This is a genomic window from Chryseobacterium sp. CS3K3.1, assembly GCF_059515165.1.
In genome coordinates this window covers 1-18,519 of sequence record NZ_JCAKRV010000030.1, presented here as the reverse complement: position 1 = coordinate 18,519, position 18,519 = coordinate 1, and the positions used below count along the sequence as shown (strand labels likewise).

The 18,519-nt window shown below is 36.5% G+C and carries 13 protein-coding genes and 2 tRNA genes; 10 read left to right on the top strand and 5 right to left on the bottom strand.

The window, feature by feature from the left end; genetic code table 11:
* Positions 1-138 precede the first annotated feature (138 nt).
* The 3 genes from lysA to AC5YGI_RS21200 form a co-directional block, all read right to left on the bottom strand.
* Positions 139-1,341 carry a diaminopimelate decarboxylase gene (lysA, locus tag AC5YGI_RS21210; RefSeq protein WP_170872057.1) on the bottom strand — a complete coding sequence of 401 codons (1,203 nt, stop codon included), beginning with the start codon at positions 1,339-1,341 and terminating at the stop codon, positions 139-141.
* 260 nt (positions 1,342-1,601) lie between these two features.
* Positions 1,602-2,825 (bottom strand): 3'-5' exonuclease, encoded by a 1,224-nt coding sequence (locus tag AC5YGI_RS21205; protein WP_496169709.1) that lies wholly within the window; start codon positions 2,823-2,825, stop codon positions 1,602-1,604.
* 149 nt (positions 2,826-2,974) lie between these two features.
* Entirely contained in the window at positions 2,975-4,501 is a 1,527-nt protein-coding gene (locus AC5YGI_RS21200; protein WP_446107244.1) for a helicase HerA-like domain-containing protein, read from the bottom strand.
* A gap of 141 nt (positions 4,502-4,642) precedes the next feature.
* Here AC5YGI_RS21200 and AC5YGI_RS21195 point away from each other — a divergent pair, with 141 nt between their 5' ends.
* The 4 genes from AC5YGI_RS21195 to AC5YGI_RS21180 all read left to right on the top strand — a co-directional run bounded on the left by AC5YGI_RS21195 (position 4,643) and on the right by AC5YGI_RS21180 (position 8,024).
* Positions 4,643-5,704, top strand: a complete 1,062-nt coding sequence (locus AC5YGI_RS21195) for a hypothetical protein (RefSeq protein ID WP_496169706.1) — start codon at positions 4,643-4,645, stop codon at positions 5,702-5,704.
* Between the two features lie 215 nt (positions 5,705-5,919).
* Positions 5,920-7,329, top strand: coding sequence for an MBL fold metallo-hydrolase (locus AC5YGI_RS21190; protein WP_496169704.1), 1,410 nt, complete (start codon positions 5,920-5,922; stop codon positions 7,327-7,329).
* A gap of 4 nt (positions 7,330-7,333) precedes the next feature.
* Positions 7,334-7,711: a rhodanese-like domain-containing protein gene (locus tag AC5YGI_RS21185; RefSeq protein ID WP_496169702.1), complete on the top strand. Its 378-nt coding sequence runs from the start codon at positions 7,334-7,336 to the stop codon at positions 7,709-7,711.
* A gap of 13 nt (positions 7,712-7,724) precedes the next feature.
* Complete coding sequence (locus AC5YGI_RS21180) at positions 7,725-8,024, top strand: thioredoxin family protein (RefSeq protein ID WP_496169700.1); 300 nt, start codon at positions 7,725-7,727, stop codon at positions 8,022-8,024.
* Between the two features lie 135 nt (positions 8,025-8,159).
* Here the strand turns inward: AC5YGI_RS21180 and AC5YGI_RS21175 are convergent, their stop codons facing one another.
* Entirely contained in the window at positions 8,160-8,912 is a 753-nt protein-coding gene (locus AC5YGI_RS21175; protein WP_496169698.1) for a nitrilase-related carbon-nitrogen hydrolase, read from the bottom strand.
* Positions 8,913-9,132: 220 nt separating this feature from the next.
* On the opposite strand from AC5YGI_RS21175, the gene AC5YGI_RS21170 reads away from it, so the two are divergent.
* The 6 genes from AC5YGI_RS21170 (at position 9,133) to AC5YGI_RS21145 (ending at position 18,142) form a co-directional block, all read left to right on the top strand.
* Positions 9,133-9,573, top strand: coding sequence for a DUF6646 family protein (locus AC5YGI_RS21170; RefSeq protein ID WP_496169696.1), 441 nt, complete (start codon positions 9,133-9,135; stop codon positions 9,571-9,573).
* A gap of 106 nt (positions 9,574-9,679) precedes the next feature.
* Positions 9,680-11,170: an RIP metalloprotease RseP gene (rseP, locus tag AC5YGI_RS21165; RefSeq protein WP_330744480.1), complete on the top strand. Its 1,491-nt coding sequence runs from the start codon at positions 9,680-9,682 to the stop codon at positions 11,168-11,170.
* Between the two features lie 80 nt (positions 11,171-11,250).
* Positions 11,251-11,324: transfer RNA gene (locus AC5YGI_RS21160), tRNA-Asn, on the top strand.
* Between the two features lie 504 nt (positions 11,325-11,828).
* Positions 11,829-14,999: a S41 family peptidase gene (locus AC5YGI_RS21155; protein ID WP_496169694.1), complete on the top strand. Its 3,171-nt coding sequence runs from the start codon at positions 11,829-11,831 to the stop codon at positions 14,997-14,999.
* A gap of 263 nt (positions 15,000-15,262) precedes the next feature.
* Positions 15,263-15,336 (top strand) — tRNA-Asn (locus tag AC5YGI_RS21150).
* 274 nt (positions 15,337-15,610) lie between these two features.
* Entirely contained in the window at positions 15,611-18,142 is a 2,532-nt protein-coding gene (locus AC5YGI_RS21145; protein ID WP_330744483.1) for a DUF5686 family protein, read from the top strand.
* Positions 18,143-18,222: 80 nt separating this feature from the next.
* Here AC5YGI_RS21145 and AC5YGI_RS21140 read toward each other — a convergent pair whose 3' ends face one another.
* Positions 18,223-18,396: a bacteriocin-like protein gene (locus AC5YGI_RS21140; RefSeq protein WP_496169691.1), complete on the bottom strand. Its 174-nt coding sequence runs from the start codon at positions 18,394-18,396 to the stop codon at positions 18,223-18,225.
* Positions 18,397-18,519: the final 123 nt, after the last annotated feature.

The window sequence follows — 18,519 nt, the reverse complement described above, 5'->3', positions numbered from 1 at the left end:
AACTCGATGTTAAAAAATTGTAATGTAAATTTTGATTCTATTGAAACCTCACGGGTTTTGAAAACCCGTGAGGTTTCATTTCATGTAAAACAAAACAGCCACCAAAAAGGTGGCTGTTCATATCGTATGTTTCGGATTTTACATCACTATTTCAATCTGATTTCTCAAAAGGTCTTCAAACTCGTCTCTTTTACGGATCAAATGAGCTTTTCCGTCCAAGAATAATACTTCAGCAGGCTTTAATCTTGAATTGAAGTTAGAACTCATTTCAAAACCGTAAGCTCCTGCATTATGGAAAGCAAGAATATCTCCTTCTCTTACCTCGTTCAGTTTTCTGTCCCATGCGAACGTATCTGTTTCGCAGATATTTCCTACTACCGTATAAATTCTTTCGGCACCTTTTGGATTGGACAGGTTTTCAATCATATGGTAAGAATCATAGAACATTGGCCGGATCAGGTGATTAAATCCGGAATTCACTCCAACAAAAACAGTAGCTGTTGTCTGCTTGATTACATTAGCTTTCACTAATAAATACCCGCTTTTTCCTACTAAGAATTTTCCAGGTTCAAACCATAATTCGAATTTTTTTCCTGTAGATTTTGAAAATTCAGAAATTACTTTTTCCACTTTTTTTCCTAATGTTTTCACATCAGTTTCTTCTTCACTGTCCTGGTAAGGGATTTTGAACCCGCTTCCCATATCCAGATATTTCAGGTTCGGGAAATGCTCAGAAAGTTCCAGCATAATCTCCAAAGCCTGAAGAAATACATCAGGATCTTTAATTTCGCTTCCCGTATGCATGTGAAGACCTTCAACATTCAGGTTGGTACTCTTCATCACTCTTTCGATGTGACGAACCTGGTGAATAGAAATCCCGAATTTACTGTCGATGTGCCCAGTTGAAATCTTATAGTTACCCCCTGCAAAAATATGCGGATTGATTCTTACTAAAATCGGATAGGTATTTCCGTATTTATTCCCGAATTGCTCAAGAATAGAAATGTTATCAATGTTAATATGAACTCCAAAAGTCATTGCTTCCTCTATTTCCGCCAGGTCAACACAGTTGGGTGTAAATAATATTTTTTCTTTCGAAAATCCTGCCTTTAATCCCAGCTTAACTTCGTTGATAGATACACAATCCAAAGATGCACCCAGATTCTTGACATACTTAAGAATATTGATATTGGTCAAGGCCTTCGCTGCGTAGAAGAACTTAGTATGTTTTAAAAATGAAGAGGTAAGTTTTTCGTATTGAATTTTGATGGATTCAGCATCATAAACATACACCGGTGTGCCAAACTCATTGGCAATCTTTAATAATTCTTTTGAATTCATAATTTCATTTTAACATAAAAAAAGGCAGATTCTTCGAAAAAGAGCCTGCCACATTGATTATTTTTTATGCAAGACAACTCTTTTAAATATTCCAAACCTTAGAGAACTTTACAGTTCCCTTTTTTCCAGTTTTATTTTGTTTAAAATTTTGCATTGCTTCTATTTATTTTTTGCAAAAATACTATTTATTTTTTGATTTCAGGAAAATTGATTTGAATTGTATTCTCCTCAGAATAAACTTATAACATGTAAATACTCTGTCACTTCGGCAGTGGTAATGTCTCAAAATCCGCACGAAGAAGTGCCAGCTGCAACTCGTTATTCAGATCCGTGGAAGACAACGGAAGGTCAATTTTCAGCTTAGCCAGCTTACTCAGCGTCTGAATCTGCGTAAACAATTCATAGAAGCCAAATGAAACTACTTTTCCGTTTTCTATAATTAAAAACAGTTTTTCTCCTAATTTCCTTCCCGGCCCGAGCCATAGTTCATTTCTTTTTCTGAATTCAATTTTTTGTTTCAAGACAGCAAAATCCTTAAATTCTTCCTGAGATCCTATGAACTGAACCGCTTTTGCACCCTGTGTAAATGATCTGAATTTTAAGACCGGCTTCTCAGTTTTATTAAGCTTATTTTTCTCAACTACATATTTATTATTCCTGAAATATAATCCGAAAGGTAACACTTCTTTCTTTTTAATATTCTTGGAATTAAGGATCAGTTTGGCAATAATATCTGTTCCTGTAAGCTCAAAATTAATCTGTTCAACATCTTTCTGGATCTGTTCCCATTTTTTTGATTTGGAATTGAAAACCTTTTTGGAAAATTTGTTGATATCCTGAACATAATCAGAAAACATAATACGTCCTGCTTCATCCTGAAAATACACAAAACCTTTGTCATTAGGAAGATCCTGAGTCAGTTCTTTGATTTTGTTGATATACGTTTTGGCATTAGACTCATCATGCTGCTTCTGAATAATCTCATTTTCAATATCTTTTGAGATCAGAAGTTTGAAAAGTTCTAATGTAGCTCTTGCATCGCCTTCCGCCCTGTGATGGTTGGTCAATGGAATACCCAATGATTTCACCAGTTTTCCCAACGAATAACTTACTTCATCAGGAATCAGTTTTTTTGCTAACGGAATTGTATCTAACGTATTGATTTTAAAATCATAACCAAGCCTTTTGAATGACTGGCGAAGCATCCTGTAATCAAAATCAATATTATGACCTACCAAAGTTGTATTCTGAGTAATTTCTATCACTCTTTTGGCAATTTCATGAAATTTCGGAGCAGTCTTGACCATTTTTGGGGTAATACTGGTCAGCTTTTGTACAAAAGGAGTAATATCACCTTCGGGGTTTACAAGGGATATAAACTGATCTATAATTTTCTGACCGTCATATCTGTAGATGGCGATATCTATAATGCATTCATTTCTATAACCTGCACCATTACTTTCTATATCTATAATTGAATACATGAATGTGTGTTAACTGCTGTTTTTCTAGTTTACTATTTAGACCTGCTTTTATTCCCCAATAAAATAAGGCTCTGTTTTTACTGTTATGTAAAGATAACCTGCTAAAATAACAAAAAATATATCAAAATACAGCAGGTTAGCTTTCAAAATTATCTTCTTCTGCCTCCCAGCCCGAACATTCCGAGAATAGCTTTTGCTCCTTCCCTCATTAAAGTAGAGGTAAAGGTACGGCCAGCCTTACTCTGTAAAACCTGTTCGAACATTCCGGGTTCTTCTTTTACGGGTTTTGCCTTCTGTGTAGGTGCGGGGTTTTGTGCTGCCTGTTCCATTCTGGTGGTCAGCATTTCATAAGCAGACTCTCTGTCTAATGCCTGCTCATATTTTGCTACCATTGCTGATCTGGAAGTAAGATCGGAGATTTCTGCTTCATTCAGAACATCCATTCTCGATTCGGGAGAAATCAGGTAAGTATGCACTAATGGTGTCGGTATTCCTTTTTCATCCAGAGCTGTCACAAATGCTTCTCCAATTCCCAGATTCTGGATCAGGCTGGAAGCTTCGTAATATTCTGTGGTAGGATAATTTTCTACCGCTTTGGTAATTTCTTTTTTATCTTTTGCGGTAAATCCTCTTAAAGCGTGCTGTATTTTTAACCCTAATTGGGAAAGAACATTTTCTGGAACATCCCCGGGAATCTGGGTAATAAAATAAATTCCTACTCCTTTGGAACGGATCAGTTTCACCATTGTTTCGATCTGTGAAAGAAGCGCTTTGGAAGCTTCATCAAAAATCAGATGGGCTTCATCAATGAATAGTACCAGCTTTGGTTTCCCACTGTCTCCTTCTTCCGGAAATGTCATATAAATTTCAGCAAAAAGCGAAAGCATAAACGTTGAGAAAAGCTGTGGCTTATTCTGAATATCTGCGACTCTTAAAATATTAACCACTCCTTTTCCATCTCTTGTTTCCAGTAAATCATGAACGTCAAAGCTTAATTCACCGAAAAATCCTGCTGCGCCCTGCTGCTCCAAAGCTACAATAGATCTTAAAATAGCTCCCAAAGATGCTGATGCAATGGATCCGTAATTGGCAGCAAGCTCCGCTTTTCCCTGTGCATTATCGGTCACATACTGCAGCACTTTCTTCAGATCATTAAGGTCAATTAAGGGAAGTCCTTTATCATCACAGTATTTGAAGACAATAGACATGATGCTTTGCTGGGTATCATTCAATTCAAGGATTTTGCTTAATAAAACAGGTCCGAATTCTGTAACAGTAGCCCTCAGTTTCACTCCTTTTCCTCCTGAAATGCTCATCAATTCTACCGGAAAGCCTTGGGGATTATATGGAAGCTGTGTCTTCGCATATCTTTCCTCAATGATGGGATTCATTTGTCCTGCTTCTGCAATCCCGGAAAAGTCCCCTTTAATATCCAGAACGAGAGACGGAATTCCTGCGTGAGAAAGCTGTTCTGCGAATACCTGTAATGTTTTTGTCTTACCGGTTCCGGTAGCTCCGGCAATAAGACCGTGGCGGTTAATCGTTTTCAGAGGAATGGTTACGTTTACTTCCGTAACAACTTCGCCATCCAACATCCCTTTTCCTAATATTATATGTTCTCCTTTAGGAGTATATCTAGCGTTAAGTTCTTCAATAAATTGTGTTTTGTCTGCCATTTGATTGCTTTTTTAAACTTATAAATATAAAATTTTTTAGAAAAATTTGAGTAAATAAAATAATATTAATGATTAAATTATATTCTAAGTTCCCTAAATTTATTTTCTAATTTAGCCTTGAGAACAACATATATACCACACATGATTTCATTAAAAAAAATTCTACTCGTTATTTTTGCTTTTTCCTCCACCTTTTTTCTTGCTCAGAAAAGAAATGAACCTGTTAATTTACAGATTAAAGGCGATTACACCCACTTACCGACATCAGCCGTTTTCCCAGTTTTATGGTCTGGCTTTCAAAGAGAAGAAATAGTATCTTATGATCTACAGAATAAGCATATTGTGGTAAGCTATGTACAACAACACCGTAAAAAAAGTAAAACGGTCCTGACCTTCTATATTTATCCTAAAAAATTAGTTGATAACCAGCTTTTGAGAGATGAATTTTCCATATATGAAACGGTTCTGAATCAGAATTCCAATAAAAGTGTAGACTTAAAACCTATGTTTGGAAATATATCCAATGATAAGGTAAAAGTAAACTATATCTATTCAATTTTTGATCATTCAATGGGTGAACGTGATTTTTTCAAAGGTGTAAAATATACTGATAAGAAGTCACTCCTTTCTATTTATGAATGTGGAGGATGGGGCTTTAAAATCAGAGGATCAAGCGATGAAATGACCCATGATCAACTGTCTGAACTCAAAAACAAAGCTGAGACATATTTTGGTGTATTGGATATCGCTGCTAAAAAAACTCTTCCTATTAGCCATACTCCGGATATCATCTTATCTCCTGTTATCAAAAGAGATTCTATGATGACTAATGCTGTGCTTGCTTCGGTGTATGCAAAAATAAAATGGCTGGGAGAAAATGCAGACAAAAAAGAACTTCTGACAGGCTTCAATGATATGAATATCGAGTCTGAAGTATATGCTATAGACAAAATGATAGAATTCTATAAAACTCATGAAACAAAGTGGCCGATGCACGAAGACACTAAAAAATATTTTGGTGAAATAATTAGATTAGCAGACAACGGAAAAATTAAAGATTACCTCTATGATAAGTACAAAAGACTGATCCGTTATGATGAAGGAGAAGCTAATAAAGAGGAATATCTCCAATTCAAAACAAAGAAGAACATTACAGAAAGCACCAATGAAATTCTGTACAAAATATATTATCAGATAGAGTAAAATGAATGCTTTAAAGACATTGTTCCAGAAGCAGGACATGATATAAAACAGCATTTGCCAATTGACATTATGTAAGGCATTCTTTTTGCTAAAAAAACAGCAGATACCAAACGTACGTTTAAGAAAGTATTGAAAGAAACTATCAATGGAATTTAACATTTCGTTTAGAATTGATCTAATACTTCGTATCTTTAACTCATTAAAAAAAAGACCCAATGAAAATTGAACAAATATATACGGGCTGTCTGGCTCAGGGTGCCTATTATATTGTATCAGAGAATGAAGCTGTCATTATTGATCCTTTAAGAGAAGTAAAACCTTATCTGGATCGCCTGGAAAAAGATAATGTCACTTTAAAATATATTTTTGAAACTCATTTCCATGCTGATTTCGTATCCGGACATTTGGATTTAAGCAAGAAGACAGGTGCTCCGATTGTATACGGACCTACTGCTGTTCCGGAATTTGACGCTATTATTGCTGAAGATAATCAGATTTTTGAGATCGGAAAAGTTAAGATAAAGGTACTGCACACACCGGGACACACCATGGAAAGTAGTACTTACCTTTTAATAGACGAAAATGGTGTTGAAACTGCAATTTTCACAGGTGATACATTGTTTCTGGGAGATGTAGGAAGACCGGATCTTGCCCAAAAGGCGACTAATCTTACCCAGGAGGATCTTGCGGGAATTCTATATGATAGCCTTCAGAGCAAAATTATGCCATTGGATGACAGCATCACAGTTTATCCAGCTCACGGAGCCGGATCTGCGTGCGGAAAGAATATGCAGAAGGAAACGGTAGACATTTTAGGAAATCAAAAGAAGACCAACTATGCACTTAATCAACCGAATAAAGAGTCTTTCGTCAGAGAAGTTCTGGATGGTTTAACAGCTCCACCGAAATACTTCGGGATGAATGTCGCTTTAAATAAAGGTGGCTATGAAAGCCTTGATGTTGTAATGAACAAGGGACTACAGCCTGTTGAAGCTGAGGACTTTGAAGCTTTGGCGGAAGAAACTGGAGCATTAATTTTAGACACAAGAGGAGCTGCGGACTTCCATAAAGGATTTGTTCCGAACTCTATCAATATAGGACTGAAAGGAGATTTCGCCCCATGGGTAGGAACGCTTATCGTTGACGTAAAACATCCTTTATTATTAGTTACTGATGAAGGGACTGAAGAGGAAGTGATCACCAGACTGAGCAGAGTAGGCTTTGATAATGTGATAGGATACCTGAAAGGCAGTTTTGAAGCATGGAAAAATGCAGGTAAGGAAACGGATGAGATCAAAAGAATTACTCCGGCTGAATTTGCAGAACAGTTTACAGCAGATGCTACCGTAATTGATGTAAGAAAACTCACCGAGTATTCTGCAGAACACATTGACAATGCTTATAATAAGCCACTAGACACTATCAGTGACTGGGCACGCACTATTGATGATTCTGAACATTTTTTCCTTCACTGTGCCGGCGGATATAGAAGTATGATTGCAGCAAGCATACTTAACTCACACGGAATCAGGAATTTTACCGAAATAGAAGGTGGTTTTAACGGGATCAAAAAAACAGAAAAACTGCCAACTACAGATTTCGTATGCCAATCTAAGACCCTGTAAGATCATGAAAATTCAGTTTTCCGGATTAATTTTAGTGTTGACTTTTATGCTAAGTAGCTGTAAGACATCGTCTACAACAGCAATTCCTACTGCCAGCATTAAAGAAGTAGTCAACAGTTCTGAGGTAACATTGGTAGATGTCAGGATTCCTGAGCAGTATGCTGCAGGAACAGCAAAAAATGCAATCAATATTCCTTTGGCAGAGATTCAAAACAACATAGAAACTTTAAAAGGAAAAAAAGTTGTTGTATTTTGCAATAAAGGAATTCAGGCAGATCAGGCGATGGAAATTCTGAAGAAAAATGGTGTGGAGGCTTATGATGGTACAACCTGGAAACATGTAAAAGCGATTCAGGACGAAACAAACAAAAAAGCAAACTAATAAAACCAAAACTATGTCACAAAAATTTCAGGAAATTATAGATTCCGAAAGACCTGTTCTGATAGATTTTTTCGCAACATGGTGCCAGCCTTGTAAAGTACAGTCTTCGGTATTAAATACGGTAAAGGAAAACATTGGCGAAAGGGCCAGAATTATAAAGGTAGATGTAGATCAATATCCCGCATTGGCCGCTCAATACGGAGTGCGCGGGGTTCCTACACTAGCCATTTTCAAAAAAGGAGAAATGCTATGGAAAGAAAGTGGTGTTCATGATGTGAATACCCTCACCCAACTTTTACAACAATACGCTTAAAACTGTGATTTTTCACAGTTTTTTGCTTTTTATAATTCCCGATGATCGCACAGATTTCCACAGATAATTACGATTGTTTTTCTTTATATAAAAATTAAAAACCTGTGAAGATCTGCGAGACCTGTGGGGGAAAATCTAAAACTCAATAGAAAAAGAATCACGGTCATTCAAAAACTGAAAATGCTTTCTAAAATCGTTCAATTCTTCCATATATAATTCTGCAGATACGAGATTTCCCTGTTTCTGAGAAATTTCTTTTCCATCACCAAAGAAGCAGTGAGAACTTTCCTGATACAACAGATCATTTCCATCAGTTCCAATTCTGTTGAGACCAAATACAAAAGATAAATTTTCAATAGCTCTGGCTTTCAACAGATGCTCCCAGGCTCCTACTCTCTTCTCGGGCCAGTTGGCAACATATAAAATGGCATCATAATCATCATTATTGCGGGCAAAAACAGGAAAACGAAGATCATAACATACCTGAAGCAGGAAACGTATTCCTTTGTATTCAACGATTACTCTTTCTTTTCCCGGTGTGTAGACCTTATCTTCTCCGGAAAAAGAGAACAGGTGTCTTTTATCATAAAAGGAGATTTCGCCATCCGGCTTCACAAAATACATTCTGTTGTAGAAATTACAGTTTTGTTCTACCGGAGCACTCCCGCAGAATGCTGCATTTTTCTCTTTTGAGATCTTTTTCAAAAATTCCAGTGATTCATTATTCCTGTCTGATACTTCGGAAGCATCCATACAGAAACCTGTTGAAAACATTTCAGGAAGAAGAAACAGATCTGCCTCCACATTCAGCAGTTCACTTTCTATCCGTGCAAAATTCTCAGCTTTATTTTTCCAGATGATATCTAAATTAAGCCCTGCAACTTTCATCTTTTATTCTTTTAAATTATTTCAAATATGAAGTATAAAAATACAGCTTTTATCTTTACAAAAGGAGAATTAAATGGTTGAAAAAGTAGTTTTCCACACAAAAATCGGGCACTATTTCTTAATAATGTATTAAAGTCAACCGTTTTTATCATATTGCCGTTCTTTCGGTTTCATTTTTGATAGAAATATTTTTTATTATTATCCTTAAAATTAAAAATTTATGAAGAAATTGTTTTTTATGGTGGTGATCTTCTTTTTTGGTGCTATGGCTAATGCTCAGGCCTGGACAGGAAAGGGAGATCAGAAAATACAACTGGGGCTGAGCGCCTGGGGATATGGAACCGGAATTACGGGAACTTACGACTATGGACTCAACAAACTTATTTCAGTGGGTGCCGGGATCAATGGGTATTTTGACAATTACAAAGACAACGATAAGGATAATCGTGTTTTTGTTTTCGGAAGACTGAACTTTCATTTGCAGGAAGCCCTGAATCTTCCTTCAAAATGGGATATTTATCCTGGCGTAGACCTTGGAGTGCTTGGAAGAGACTTTGGAGTAGGCGCTCACATCGGAGCCCGTTATTTCTTCACAGAGAAAATTGGGGTTTTTGCAGAAGTAGGTAACAATGGCAGTCTTGGCGTTTCTTTCAATTTATAATCAAATCGTCTTTAAATATGACAAAGCTTCTCGTTTCGGGGAGCTTTTTTATTTGGCATAGTTTTGATAATTGTTACCTTTGCAATTTAAAATCTAAAATTTATTAATGGAAATAGCAATCAAACTTTTTCAGTTCATTCTGAGCATCTCTATACTTGTGCTTCTTCATGAGCTTGGGCATTTTTTACCGGCAATATGGTTCAAGACCAGAGCAGAGAAGTTTTTCCTGTTTTTTGATCCTTACTTCTCCATATTCTCCATGAAGAAAATCAACGGAAAATGGCAGTATAAATTTTTATCCAAGAATCTGCCGGATTCTGAAGTAATAGAGGTTAACGGAAAGAAGGAAGAAGTTCCTATCGATATATCAAAACTTCCGGACAACGACTGGAGAAAACACCCTGAACAAACAAAATACGGAATCGGATGGCTTCCTTTTGGAGGATACGTGAAGATTGCAGGAATGGTGGACGAAAGTATGGATACTGCCCAGATGAAAAAACCGGCAGAACCTTGGGAGTTCAGATCAAAACCAGCGTGGCAGAGACTTATCATTATGCTGGGGGGAGTTACCGTTAACTTTTTTCTTGCGTGGTTAATCTACAGCTGTTTATCATTCTTCAACGGAGAAACTTATACAGATATTACAAAATTTAAAAATGGTATTGAAGCCACTTCTGCAGGAAAGAAAATGGGTTTCCAGAATGGTGACAAAATCATTAGTGTAGACGGAAAACCGGCAGAAAGACTTGAAAATACTTCCATCAATATTCTTTTGGGAGATCATGTTACCGTAAACAGAAACGGACAGGAAGTTACTTTCCCTGTCAATGCAGACGGTGTTGCAGATGTTCTTAAGCAGAAAGAAGCAAAACTATACATCTCTCCAAGGGTATCTATGGTTATTGATTCGTTGGCTACTCCTTCTTCCCAGGCATCCGGACTGGCAAAAGGTGATAAAATTGTAGGAATCAACGGTAAGAAAGCGGCATTCTTTGATGAAGTAAGCACTCTTTTAAGTGAAAATAAAGGAAAAACAGTTTCTGTGGATGTTGAAAGAAACGGAGCTGTACAGACATTACCTGCTGTTTCTGTGGACAAAAACGGAAAACTGGGGATCGCCATCGATACCAAAAGCATAGCAAAAGATATTGTAACGAATAAAAAATATTCTTTCGGAGAAGCTATTCCAAGAGGATTTACAAGAACAATCGAAGCATTGACTACTCAGGTAAAGCAGTTCAAAATCATGTTTAACTCTAAAGTTCAGGGGTATAAGAACGTCGGAGGGCCTATTGCTATTGTAAAAAATATGCCTGTGGATAAAGATGCGGATGGAAGCGTTAAAATCAACTGGGTGGCTTTCTGGAGCTTTACAGCGATGTTCTCTGTATGGCTGGCATTCCTGAACCTTATTCCTATTCCTGGACTTGATGGTGGCCACGTTTTATTTACTTTATATGAAATTATTGTAGGAAAACCTGTTCCGCAGAAAGTTTTGGAAAACGCCCAGATGATCGGAGTTATCTTCCTGTTAGGATTGATGTTACTGATCTTTGGAAGCGACATCTTCAAAGTATTTATGGGTAAATTATAATTTTTTTAAAATTTTTCTTAAAAATATTTGTAGGGTATAAATATTCGTCCTATATTTGCACCACTTAAAACAAAGGACATTCCTCCTTAGCTCAGTTGGTTAGAGCATCTGACTGTTAATCAGAGGGTCGCTGGTTCGAGCCCAGCAGGAGGAGCAGAAAGACTTACAGAAATGTAGGTCTTTTTTTGTGCCTTAAACTGAACCAATTCTTAACTACACCTAATCCTGCTTTTCTTCAACTTATATTTAACACAAAGGCTTAGTATCTGACAGTTCACTTTTAAGAAAGCAAAGACAGGAATCAACAAAGTTGATTCTTTCGAAGCGTACGCATAACCGCTTAGCTTCATCAGCGACATTAGCTTTCTTAACAATAAGATAAATGAATATAATCTTTGCGTTTTTACCATAATTAAGATTAATACCTAAAAAAGATCGATATTTTCAAATTACCTTCCGTTTTCATGAAATATTGATCTATTTCATTGAATTTTATCAGCCTTCAAAGCATTTTACCTGTAACTATTTCGCCAATACTCCGACTATTCTTTTTTAGAGTAATTTATATTGAGAAAATTCTCAGAATACAACTACTTCTCTACAACAACAAAGAATAATAAAATCAATATACCGTATTGTATAAATACCTAATTGTACCATGAAGAAAACTATTATTTCGTTATTAACAGCATTTTCTATTACCGGAATTTCGGCACAGGAAAAGTCTTATTTTTTATCAGGTCCCTCATTAAGTCCGGATGGAAAAACAGCTTACTTTGCATATGACGGCGATATCTGGAAAGCAGATTCCAATGGAGGAAACGCTTCAAGAATTACCGCTCTGGACGGAGAGGAAATTAATCCCCGCCTTTCCCCGGATGGAAAATGGCTTGCATTCAGTTCTAATCAATATGGAAATTATGATGTGTATGTAATGCCCGCAGGAGGAGGAACTATCAAGCAGTTAACCTTCCATACCGGAAGGGATGAAATGGAAAGCTGGGCGTGGGACAGCAAAACGATTTATTTTACTTCCAACAGAAATAATAATTTCGGCAGCTTTAAAACTACAATTGAGGGAAAAACCCCACAAAAGCTTTTCAACAATTATTTTAACAACACCAATGGTCTTGTAGAAACTCCTTCAGGAGAATATCTTTTCACAAGTTCTTCGGAAAGCGCCCAGCAGGTACAGCGTAAGCGTTATAAAGGAGAAAATAATCCTGATATTCTGGGGTACAACCCCAAAAACAATTCTTTCAAACAGTACACCAACTATGAAGGGAAAGATTTTAACCCAAGTGTAGATAAAAATGGTATTATCTATTTTATTTCTGATGAGAATAATGGAGAATACAATCTTTATAAAATCGAAAATGGTAAAAAGAATGCCTTAACAAAATTTGAGACTTCCATTAAAAAACCGTTTGTTTCAGCAGATGGCTCCAAAGTTATTTTTGAAAAGGATTACCAGCTTTATACTTATGATGTAGCCTCAAAAAACACAACTCCTCTCAACATCAGCCTGAATACCAACAAAACATTGGAAAAAGCTCAGAATTTCAATGTGGAAAATAATATTTCCTATTATGATGTATCTCCTGACGGTAAAAAAATGGCATTCATAAGCCGTGGTATCATATTCGTTTCTGATATTGAAGGAAAATTTGCCCAGCAGGTATCTGATGGAAAAGAACGCGCCATGGAAGTGAAATGGCTGAAAGATAACCGCACCCTTCTTTACAACCAGACTTACAACGGATATCAAAATTGGTTTACGATTCCGGCAGACGGAAAAGGCCAGCCAAAGCAATTAACAGAAGATTCAAGGAATAACCGCAGCATTACGCTGAATAGCGACCTTTCAAAAGCAGTATATTTAAGCGGAAGAGATGAAGTACGATTATTGGATTTAAAAAGTTTTACATCTACAACTATTGTAAAAGATGAGATCTGGGCATTCCAAAACTCAAGACCTTCTTTCTCTCCTAATAACGAATATGTATTATTCTCGGCAAAAAGAAACTTCGAGCTCGACATTTTCATCTATAACATCAAAAAAGGACAGACTTTAAACCTTACCAATACAGGCGTTTCTGAAGAAGATCCCGTGTGGTCTCCGAACGGAAAATATATTTATTTCGCCAGCGACAGGACTAATCCGTCTTATCCTTTAGGCATGCAGAAATCTAACATTTACCGTATGGCTTTAGATTGGTTTGACGAACCTTTTAAGTCTGAAAAATTCGACAATCTCTTCACTGAAGAAAAGAAGGAAGAAAAATCTTCAGATAAAGAAAAAGACAAGAAGGATAAGAAAGACCAAGACAAGGATAAAAAGGAAGAAAAAGAGCCGGTAATCAAAGAACTGAAGGTTAATCCTGATGACACTCTGGACAGAATTGAACTGGTTACCGACCGATACGGATACCAGGATGATCCAGCTGTTTTCGCTGATGATAAAAAAGAAATTCTTCTTTTCAATTCTAATCAGGATAACGGAAAAAGACAGTTGTTCAAAAAGGTATTCACAGATTTTGAGCCTGCCAAATCTGAAAAAGTTTTCGATAAAGCAGCTTATTATATCACCAAAAATGATAAAAACCTGTTTGCCCTGATAGAAGGTAATATTTACAAAACAACTGTAGCGGCATTAAAGCCTGAAAAAATCAATATCCAATACAGTTTTGATAAAGATCTGGCCTCAGAATTTACCCAGATGTACGCTGAAGCATGGACAGGTGTGGAAGAAAATTTCTACGATGAAAAATTCCATGGTATCGACTGGAAAGCCAAAAGGGAGCAATACGCCAAGTATCTTCCGTATGTACATAACAGGAATGATCTCAGAATATTGTTGAATGATCTTTTAGGAGAACTTAATTCTTCACACACCGGATTTTCTTCTACAGGAAAGGAAGAAACCATGTTCCTGAACTATTTTACGAACGAAACAGGAATTATCTTTAAAAAAGACCAGCCCTACACGGTAGAGAGCATTCTGAGAAAATCTCCGGCCTACCGCTCAGGAGTTGATATCAAACCTGGAGATCAGCTTACTTCTGTAAACGGCAAAAAGATTGATCTGAATGAAAATATCGAAACGTATTTCACAAGCCCTAAAAAACAGGAAGAGCTGGTTCTTACCTTTAATCGTGATGGTAAAACGATAACTACCAAAGTACATCCGATTTCTAATGGAGAATTAAAAGGGTTGCTTTACGAAGATTGGATCTACAATAATCATCAGCGTGTAGATAAGCTTAGCAACAACCGTATTGCCTACTCCTGCATGAAAAATATGTCTACTGATGAGCTGGATCGTTTTCTTCTGGACATGGTAGAACAGGAAAACAGAAAAGATGCTGTTATTCTTGACTTACGTTACAATACCGGTGGAAATGTGCATGATAAAGTATTGAATTTCCTTTCTCAAAGACCTTATTTACAATGGAAATACCGTGAAGGAAAAATAACAACCCAACCCAACTTTGCTCCTTCCGGAAAACCTATCATCCTTTTGATTAATGAAGCTTCATTGAGTGATGCCGAAATGACTGCAGCCGGGTTCAAAGCACTGAAACTGGGGAAAATCATCGGTCAGGATACTTACAGATGGATTATTTTCACTTCAGCCAAAGGATTGGTAGACGGATCTTCTTACAGACTTCCTGCATGGGGAACCTACACCTTGGACGGACAGAATCTTGAAAAAACAGGGGTAAAACCAGATATTTATGTTAAAAACACTTTTATGGACCGTCTTCAGAATAACGATCCTCAGTTGGAAAGGGCTGTTCAGGAAATTCTTAAAGATTTAAAGAAGTAAAAATTTCAGAACCATAAAAAGTAAAAAGACTTACATTTCTGTAGGTCTTTTTTATTTCTTTAAAAAAAACAGGTCTAAAAATTCCATTGCTTACAGCTTAGAATTTATACCATTCCGAATAACGTCTGTTCATCACAAAAAATATTTAAAATTTAATTTATTGAAAAATAAACCAATAGCTTTTTTCATTCAATATTCAAGAATAAAAACTTGCTTGGTACAGATATTCCTATTATATTTGCACCACTTAAAACAAAGGAAATTCCTCCTTAGCTCAGTTGGTTAGAGCATCTGACTGTTAATCAGAGGGTCGCTGGTTCGAGCCCAGCAGGAGGAGCAAAAGACTTACAGAAATGTAGGTCTTTTTTCATTTGATAGGCTTCACAAAAAGCACCGAAATGATCTTTAAAAATTTTCACTTTCACTTTCTTTTAATCCTCTGATTATTATATTTTAAGCATAAAAAATTCGCGGTTAATTTTTAATCAATACATATATTATTTTCGCTACTTTTGTCGTTTTATAGGATAGAATAAAAATATTTTATTTTTTTACCTGTTTTTTAATTAAACTGCATGCTTTTTGTTTATGCTAAATGCCTGAAGAAACAAATGATGTTAAACAATAACTCCCAAAAACACTATCTTTTATTTTTTTTCCTGATTCTCGCCGGTTCCGTATGTGCTCAAAACAAGGCCAGCGGCAAGGTGGTTGACGAAAAGAACAATAAAGAACTGAATAACGTTGATATTTTTATCAACAATGATAAAACACCTGCCTTGACGACAACTTCGGGCAGTTTCATTGTTCAGTCAGACAGCATCATTCATCAGTTAAGATTTTCCAGAAAAAATTATACCACAGAAACCCTTGATATCACCCCTGAAAATGCTGACAATATTTTCGTACAGCTATCACAGGCTAAAGTAAGCGATATTCAGGAGATTGTTCTTCAAAGCGGAAAAACAAAATATAAAAACAAGAAAGAAAATCCGGCTTATGCAATTATGCAGAAAGTGTGGGCGCAAAAAAGAAATAACGGACTGGAAAAATTCGATACTTATTCATATAAAGAATACGAAAAAACACAGTTTGACCTGAATAATCTTGACAGTGCCTTCATGAAGAAAAAGATTTTCAATAAACTGGATTTCATTTTCAGTTATGCAGATTCTACTGCGAGCGGAAGACTTGGCCTTCCTATCTTCCTGAATGAAGCCGTTTATGAAAATTATGGTAAAAACAGGCCGGACAAGGACAGTAAAAGAACACTGGTTGCCCAAAAGACCTCAGGTTTCCAGGACAATCAGGTCATAACGGTTTCTGCTAAAAACTTATACCGTGATATCAATATCTACGACAATACACTGAATTATTTCGATATCGGATTCCAGAGTCCTGTTGGAAGTGACGGCTTCAATACTTACGATTATAGTCTTATGGACACCATTACGATTCGTGGGGAAAAAGCCTTCCAGATAAGATACCAGCCAAAGAGAAAAGATGTCCTTGCATTTCAGGGAAACCTTTACATTGATACAGATACTTATGCCGTTTTAGGAGCAACATTAAAGTCAACACAGAAGATTAACGTCAACTTTGTCAACAGTGTGTATACTCAGGTAGAATATGACAATCCTGATGATGCTACGTTTCTTCCCAAAAAACTGGTGACAGAATTTGAAATGAGCCCTTTCTCAAAGAAGAAAGGCGCCAAAAGTATCATCGCCAAAAGATCGGTAGATTACTCCGATTATCAGTTCAATAAACCTCTTGATCCGAAAGTATTCAAACGTACCGAAGAAGAATACGAAGATAAATTTACCAATAAAGATGATGCTTACTGGACAAAAGTCAGACCTGACACCTTATCCAAAGCAGAACAGGGCGTTTATAACATGCTTGATCAGCTTCAGCAGACGCCGAAATTCAACCGGATGGTAAAACTGTTTGAAACGCTTGGCTCACGTTATTATAATGCCTTCAAAGGGATTGATATTGGTCCTATTTTCTCAATTTACGGAAGAAATGAAGTAGAAGGAGACAGAATAAGATTGGGAGCAAGAACCTATTTCGGATTGAATGATACCTGGAGAGCGCAGTTTTATACAGCTTATGGTTTCAAGGATCAACAGTTTAAATATGGCGTAGAAGCAAGATATATGTTCAATAAGCTTAACCGCTTTATGATTGGAGCCGGAACCAGCAGGGATATTGTTCAGCTTGGGGGACAGCTTACATCAGGTGATGGAGTTACGCCGCAATCCTCATCTACCAGTACCTTTTTTGCAAGAGGAGAAAATATTTCCTTAAGTTCTGTAAATAAAACAAGTGTTTTTGCAGCTATCGAGCCATGGAAAAACTTTCAGATAAGAATAGATGGAGTGATGCAGAGTATTAAATCTGCTATTCCTGAGAAATTCAATCTGATGTATTATAAAGACGGGCAGTTAAGACAGACAGTTAATGACTCACACGTTACCATCAGTTTAATTGCCAAACCTGGTGCAAAATTCTCACAAACCGGAATTGACCGTTATCAGGCGAGAAACCTGGCACCAACCATCGTTTTAAGATACACGCGAGGTATTGAAGGATTATTCAATGCTGACTTCAATTATGACAAGCTTCAATTCATGCTATACAAGCCGTTTTTGATTGGAAGTATGGGAAAACTAGTGGTTAATTTTGAAGCTGGAAAGAATTTCAATACAGTTCCATTGGCACTGCAAAATATTATTCCAGCCAACCTTTCTTATGGTTTAGTACCAAACACATTCTCTCAGCTTAATTATTATGAGTTTGTGACGGATGCCTACACTACACTTCAGCTTGAGCATCATTTTAACGGTAAAATACTTTCTTATATTCCATTGATTAAAAAGCTGAAATTGAGAGAAGTTGCATTTATCAGAGGAGCATATGGTACATTAAGTGACGCCTCCAAAGCGATCAATGTAGAAGGTTTTAAATATTCTGCACCAAGCGAACATATCTATTATGAATATGGATTCGGAATTGAAAATATAGGAATCGGAAACCTGAGAATCTTCAGAGTAGATTTCAACTGGAGAGGAAATTATCTGGACAGACCGGATATTTCTAAATTCGGGGTTAAAGCAGGATTCCAGGTAGGATTTTAAACAGAATATTATATAAAACAGATTCGGCGGCTTCTTTGAAGCCGCCGAACTTTATTGTAAAGCTTTATAGTCAGAAATGATTAAAAACATTCGCAAGGTTCTTCTACATTAAGCAGGCAACGCATTTTCTGCTCCTTTGTCAAGCCACACCATGTACTACATGAAGTAATTGGTTTTGGTGGACACCATACTGTACCCACACCTCCGTTAATTTCTTTCAGATTCTTTCTGGTTAATTTTCTTACATTTTTCATGATTGTTTAGTTTTATTTACTGCCTACTCTATTTGCTTTTCGGCTTCCGCAACTGTTTTAAAGCATGTCAGTTATCAAATATAAACATATTTCACAAACAAATGAATTTTATGAAAACCAGTA

Bases quoted from the DNA above. Each gene is read 5' to 3' on its own strand.
- AC5YGI_RS21155 (WP_496169694.1), top strand. From the start codon at position 11,829: ATGAAGAAAACTATTATTTCGTTATTAACAGCATTTTCTATTACCGGA.
- AC5YGI_RS21195 (WP_496169706.1), top strand. From the start codon at position 4,643: ATGATTTCATTAAAAAAAATTCTACTCGTTATTTTTGCTTTTTCCTCC.
- AC5YGI_RS21190 (WP_496169704.1), top strand. From the start codon at position 5,920: ATGAAAATTGAACAAATATATACGGGCTGTCTGGCTCAGGGTGCCTAT.
- AC5YGI_RS21180 (WP_496169700.1), top strand. From the start codon at position 7,725: ATGTCACAAAAATTTCAGGAAATTATAGATTCCGAAAGACCTGTTCTG.
- AC5YGI_RS21200 (WP_446107244.1), bottom strand. From the start codon at position 4,501: ATGGCAGACAAAACACAATTTATTGAAGAACTTAACGCTAGATATACT.
- AC5YGI_RS21185 (WP_496169702.1), top strand. From the start codon at position 7,334: ATGAAAATTCAGTTTTCCGGATTAATTTTAGTGTTGACTTTTATGCTA.
- AC5YGI_RS21170 (WP_496169696.1), top strand. From the start codon at position 9,133: ATGAAGAAATTGTTTTTTATGGTGGTGATCTTCTTTTTTGGTGCTATG.
- AC5YGI_RS21145 (WP_330744483.1), top strand. From the start codon at position 15,611: ATGATGTTAAACAATAACTCCCAAAAACACTATCTTTTATTTTTTTTC.
- AC5YGI_RS21205 (WP_496169709.1), bottom strand. From the start codon at position 2,825: ATGTATTCAATTATAGATATAGAAAGTAATGGTGCAGGTTATAGAAAT.
- AC5YGI_RS21140 (WP_496169691.1), bottom strand. From the start codon at position 18,396: ATGAAAAATGTAAGAAAATTAACCAGAAAGAATCTGAAAGAAATTAAC.
- AC5YGI_RS21175 (WP_496169698.1), bottom strand. From the start codon at position 8,912: ATGAAAGTTGCAGGGCTTAATTTAGATATCATCTGGAAAAATAAAGCT.
- rseP (WP_330744480.1), top strand. From the start codon at position 9,680: ATGGAAATAGCAATCAAACTTTTTCAGTTCATTCTGAGCATCTCTATA.
- lysA (WP_170872057.1), bottom strand. From the start codon at position 1,341: ATGAATTCAAAAGAATTATTAAAGATTGCCAATGAGTTTGGCACACCG.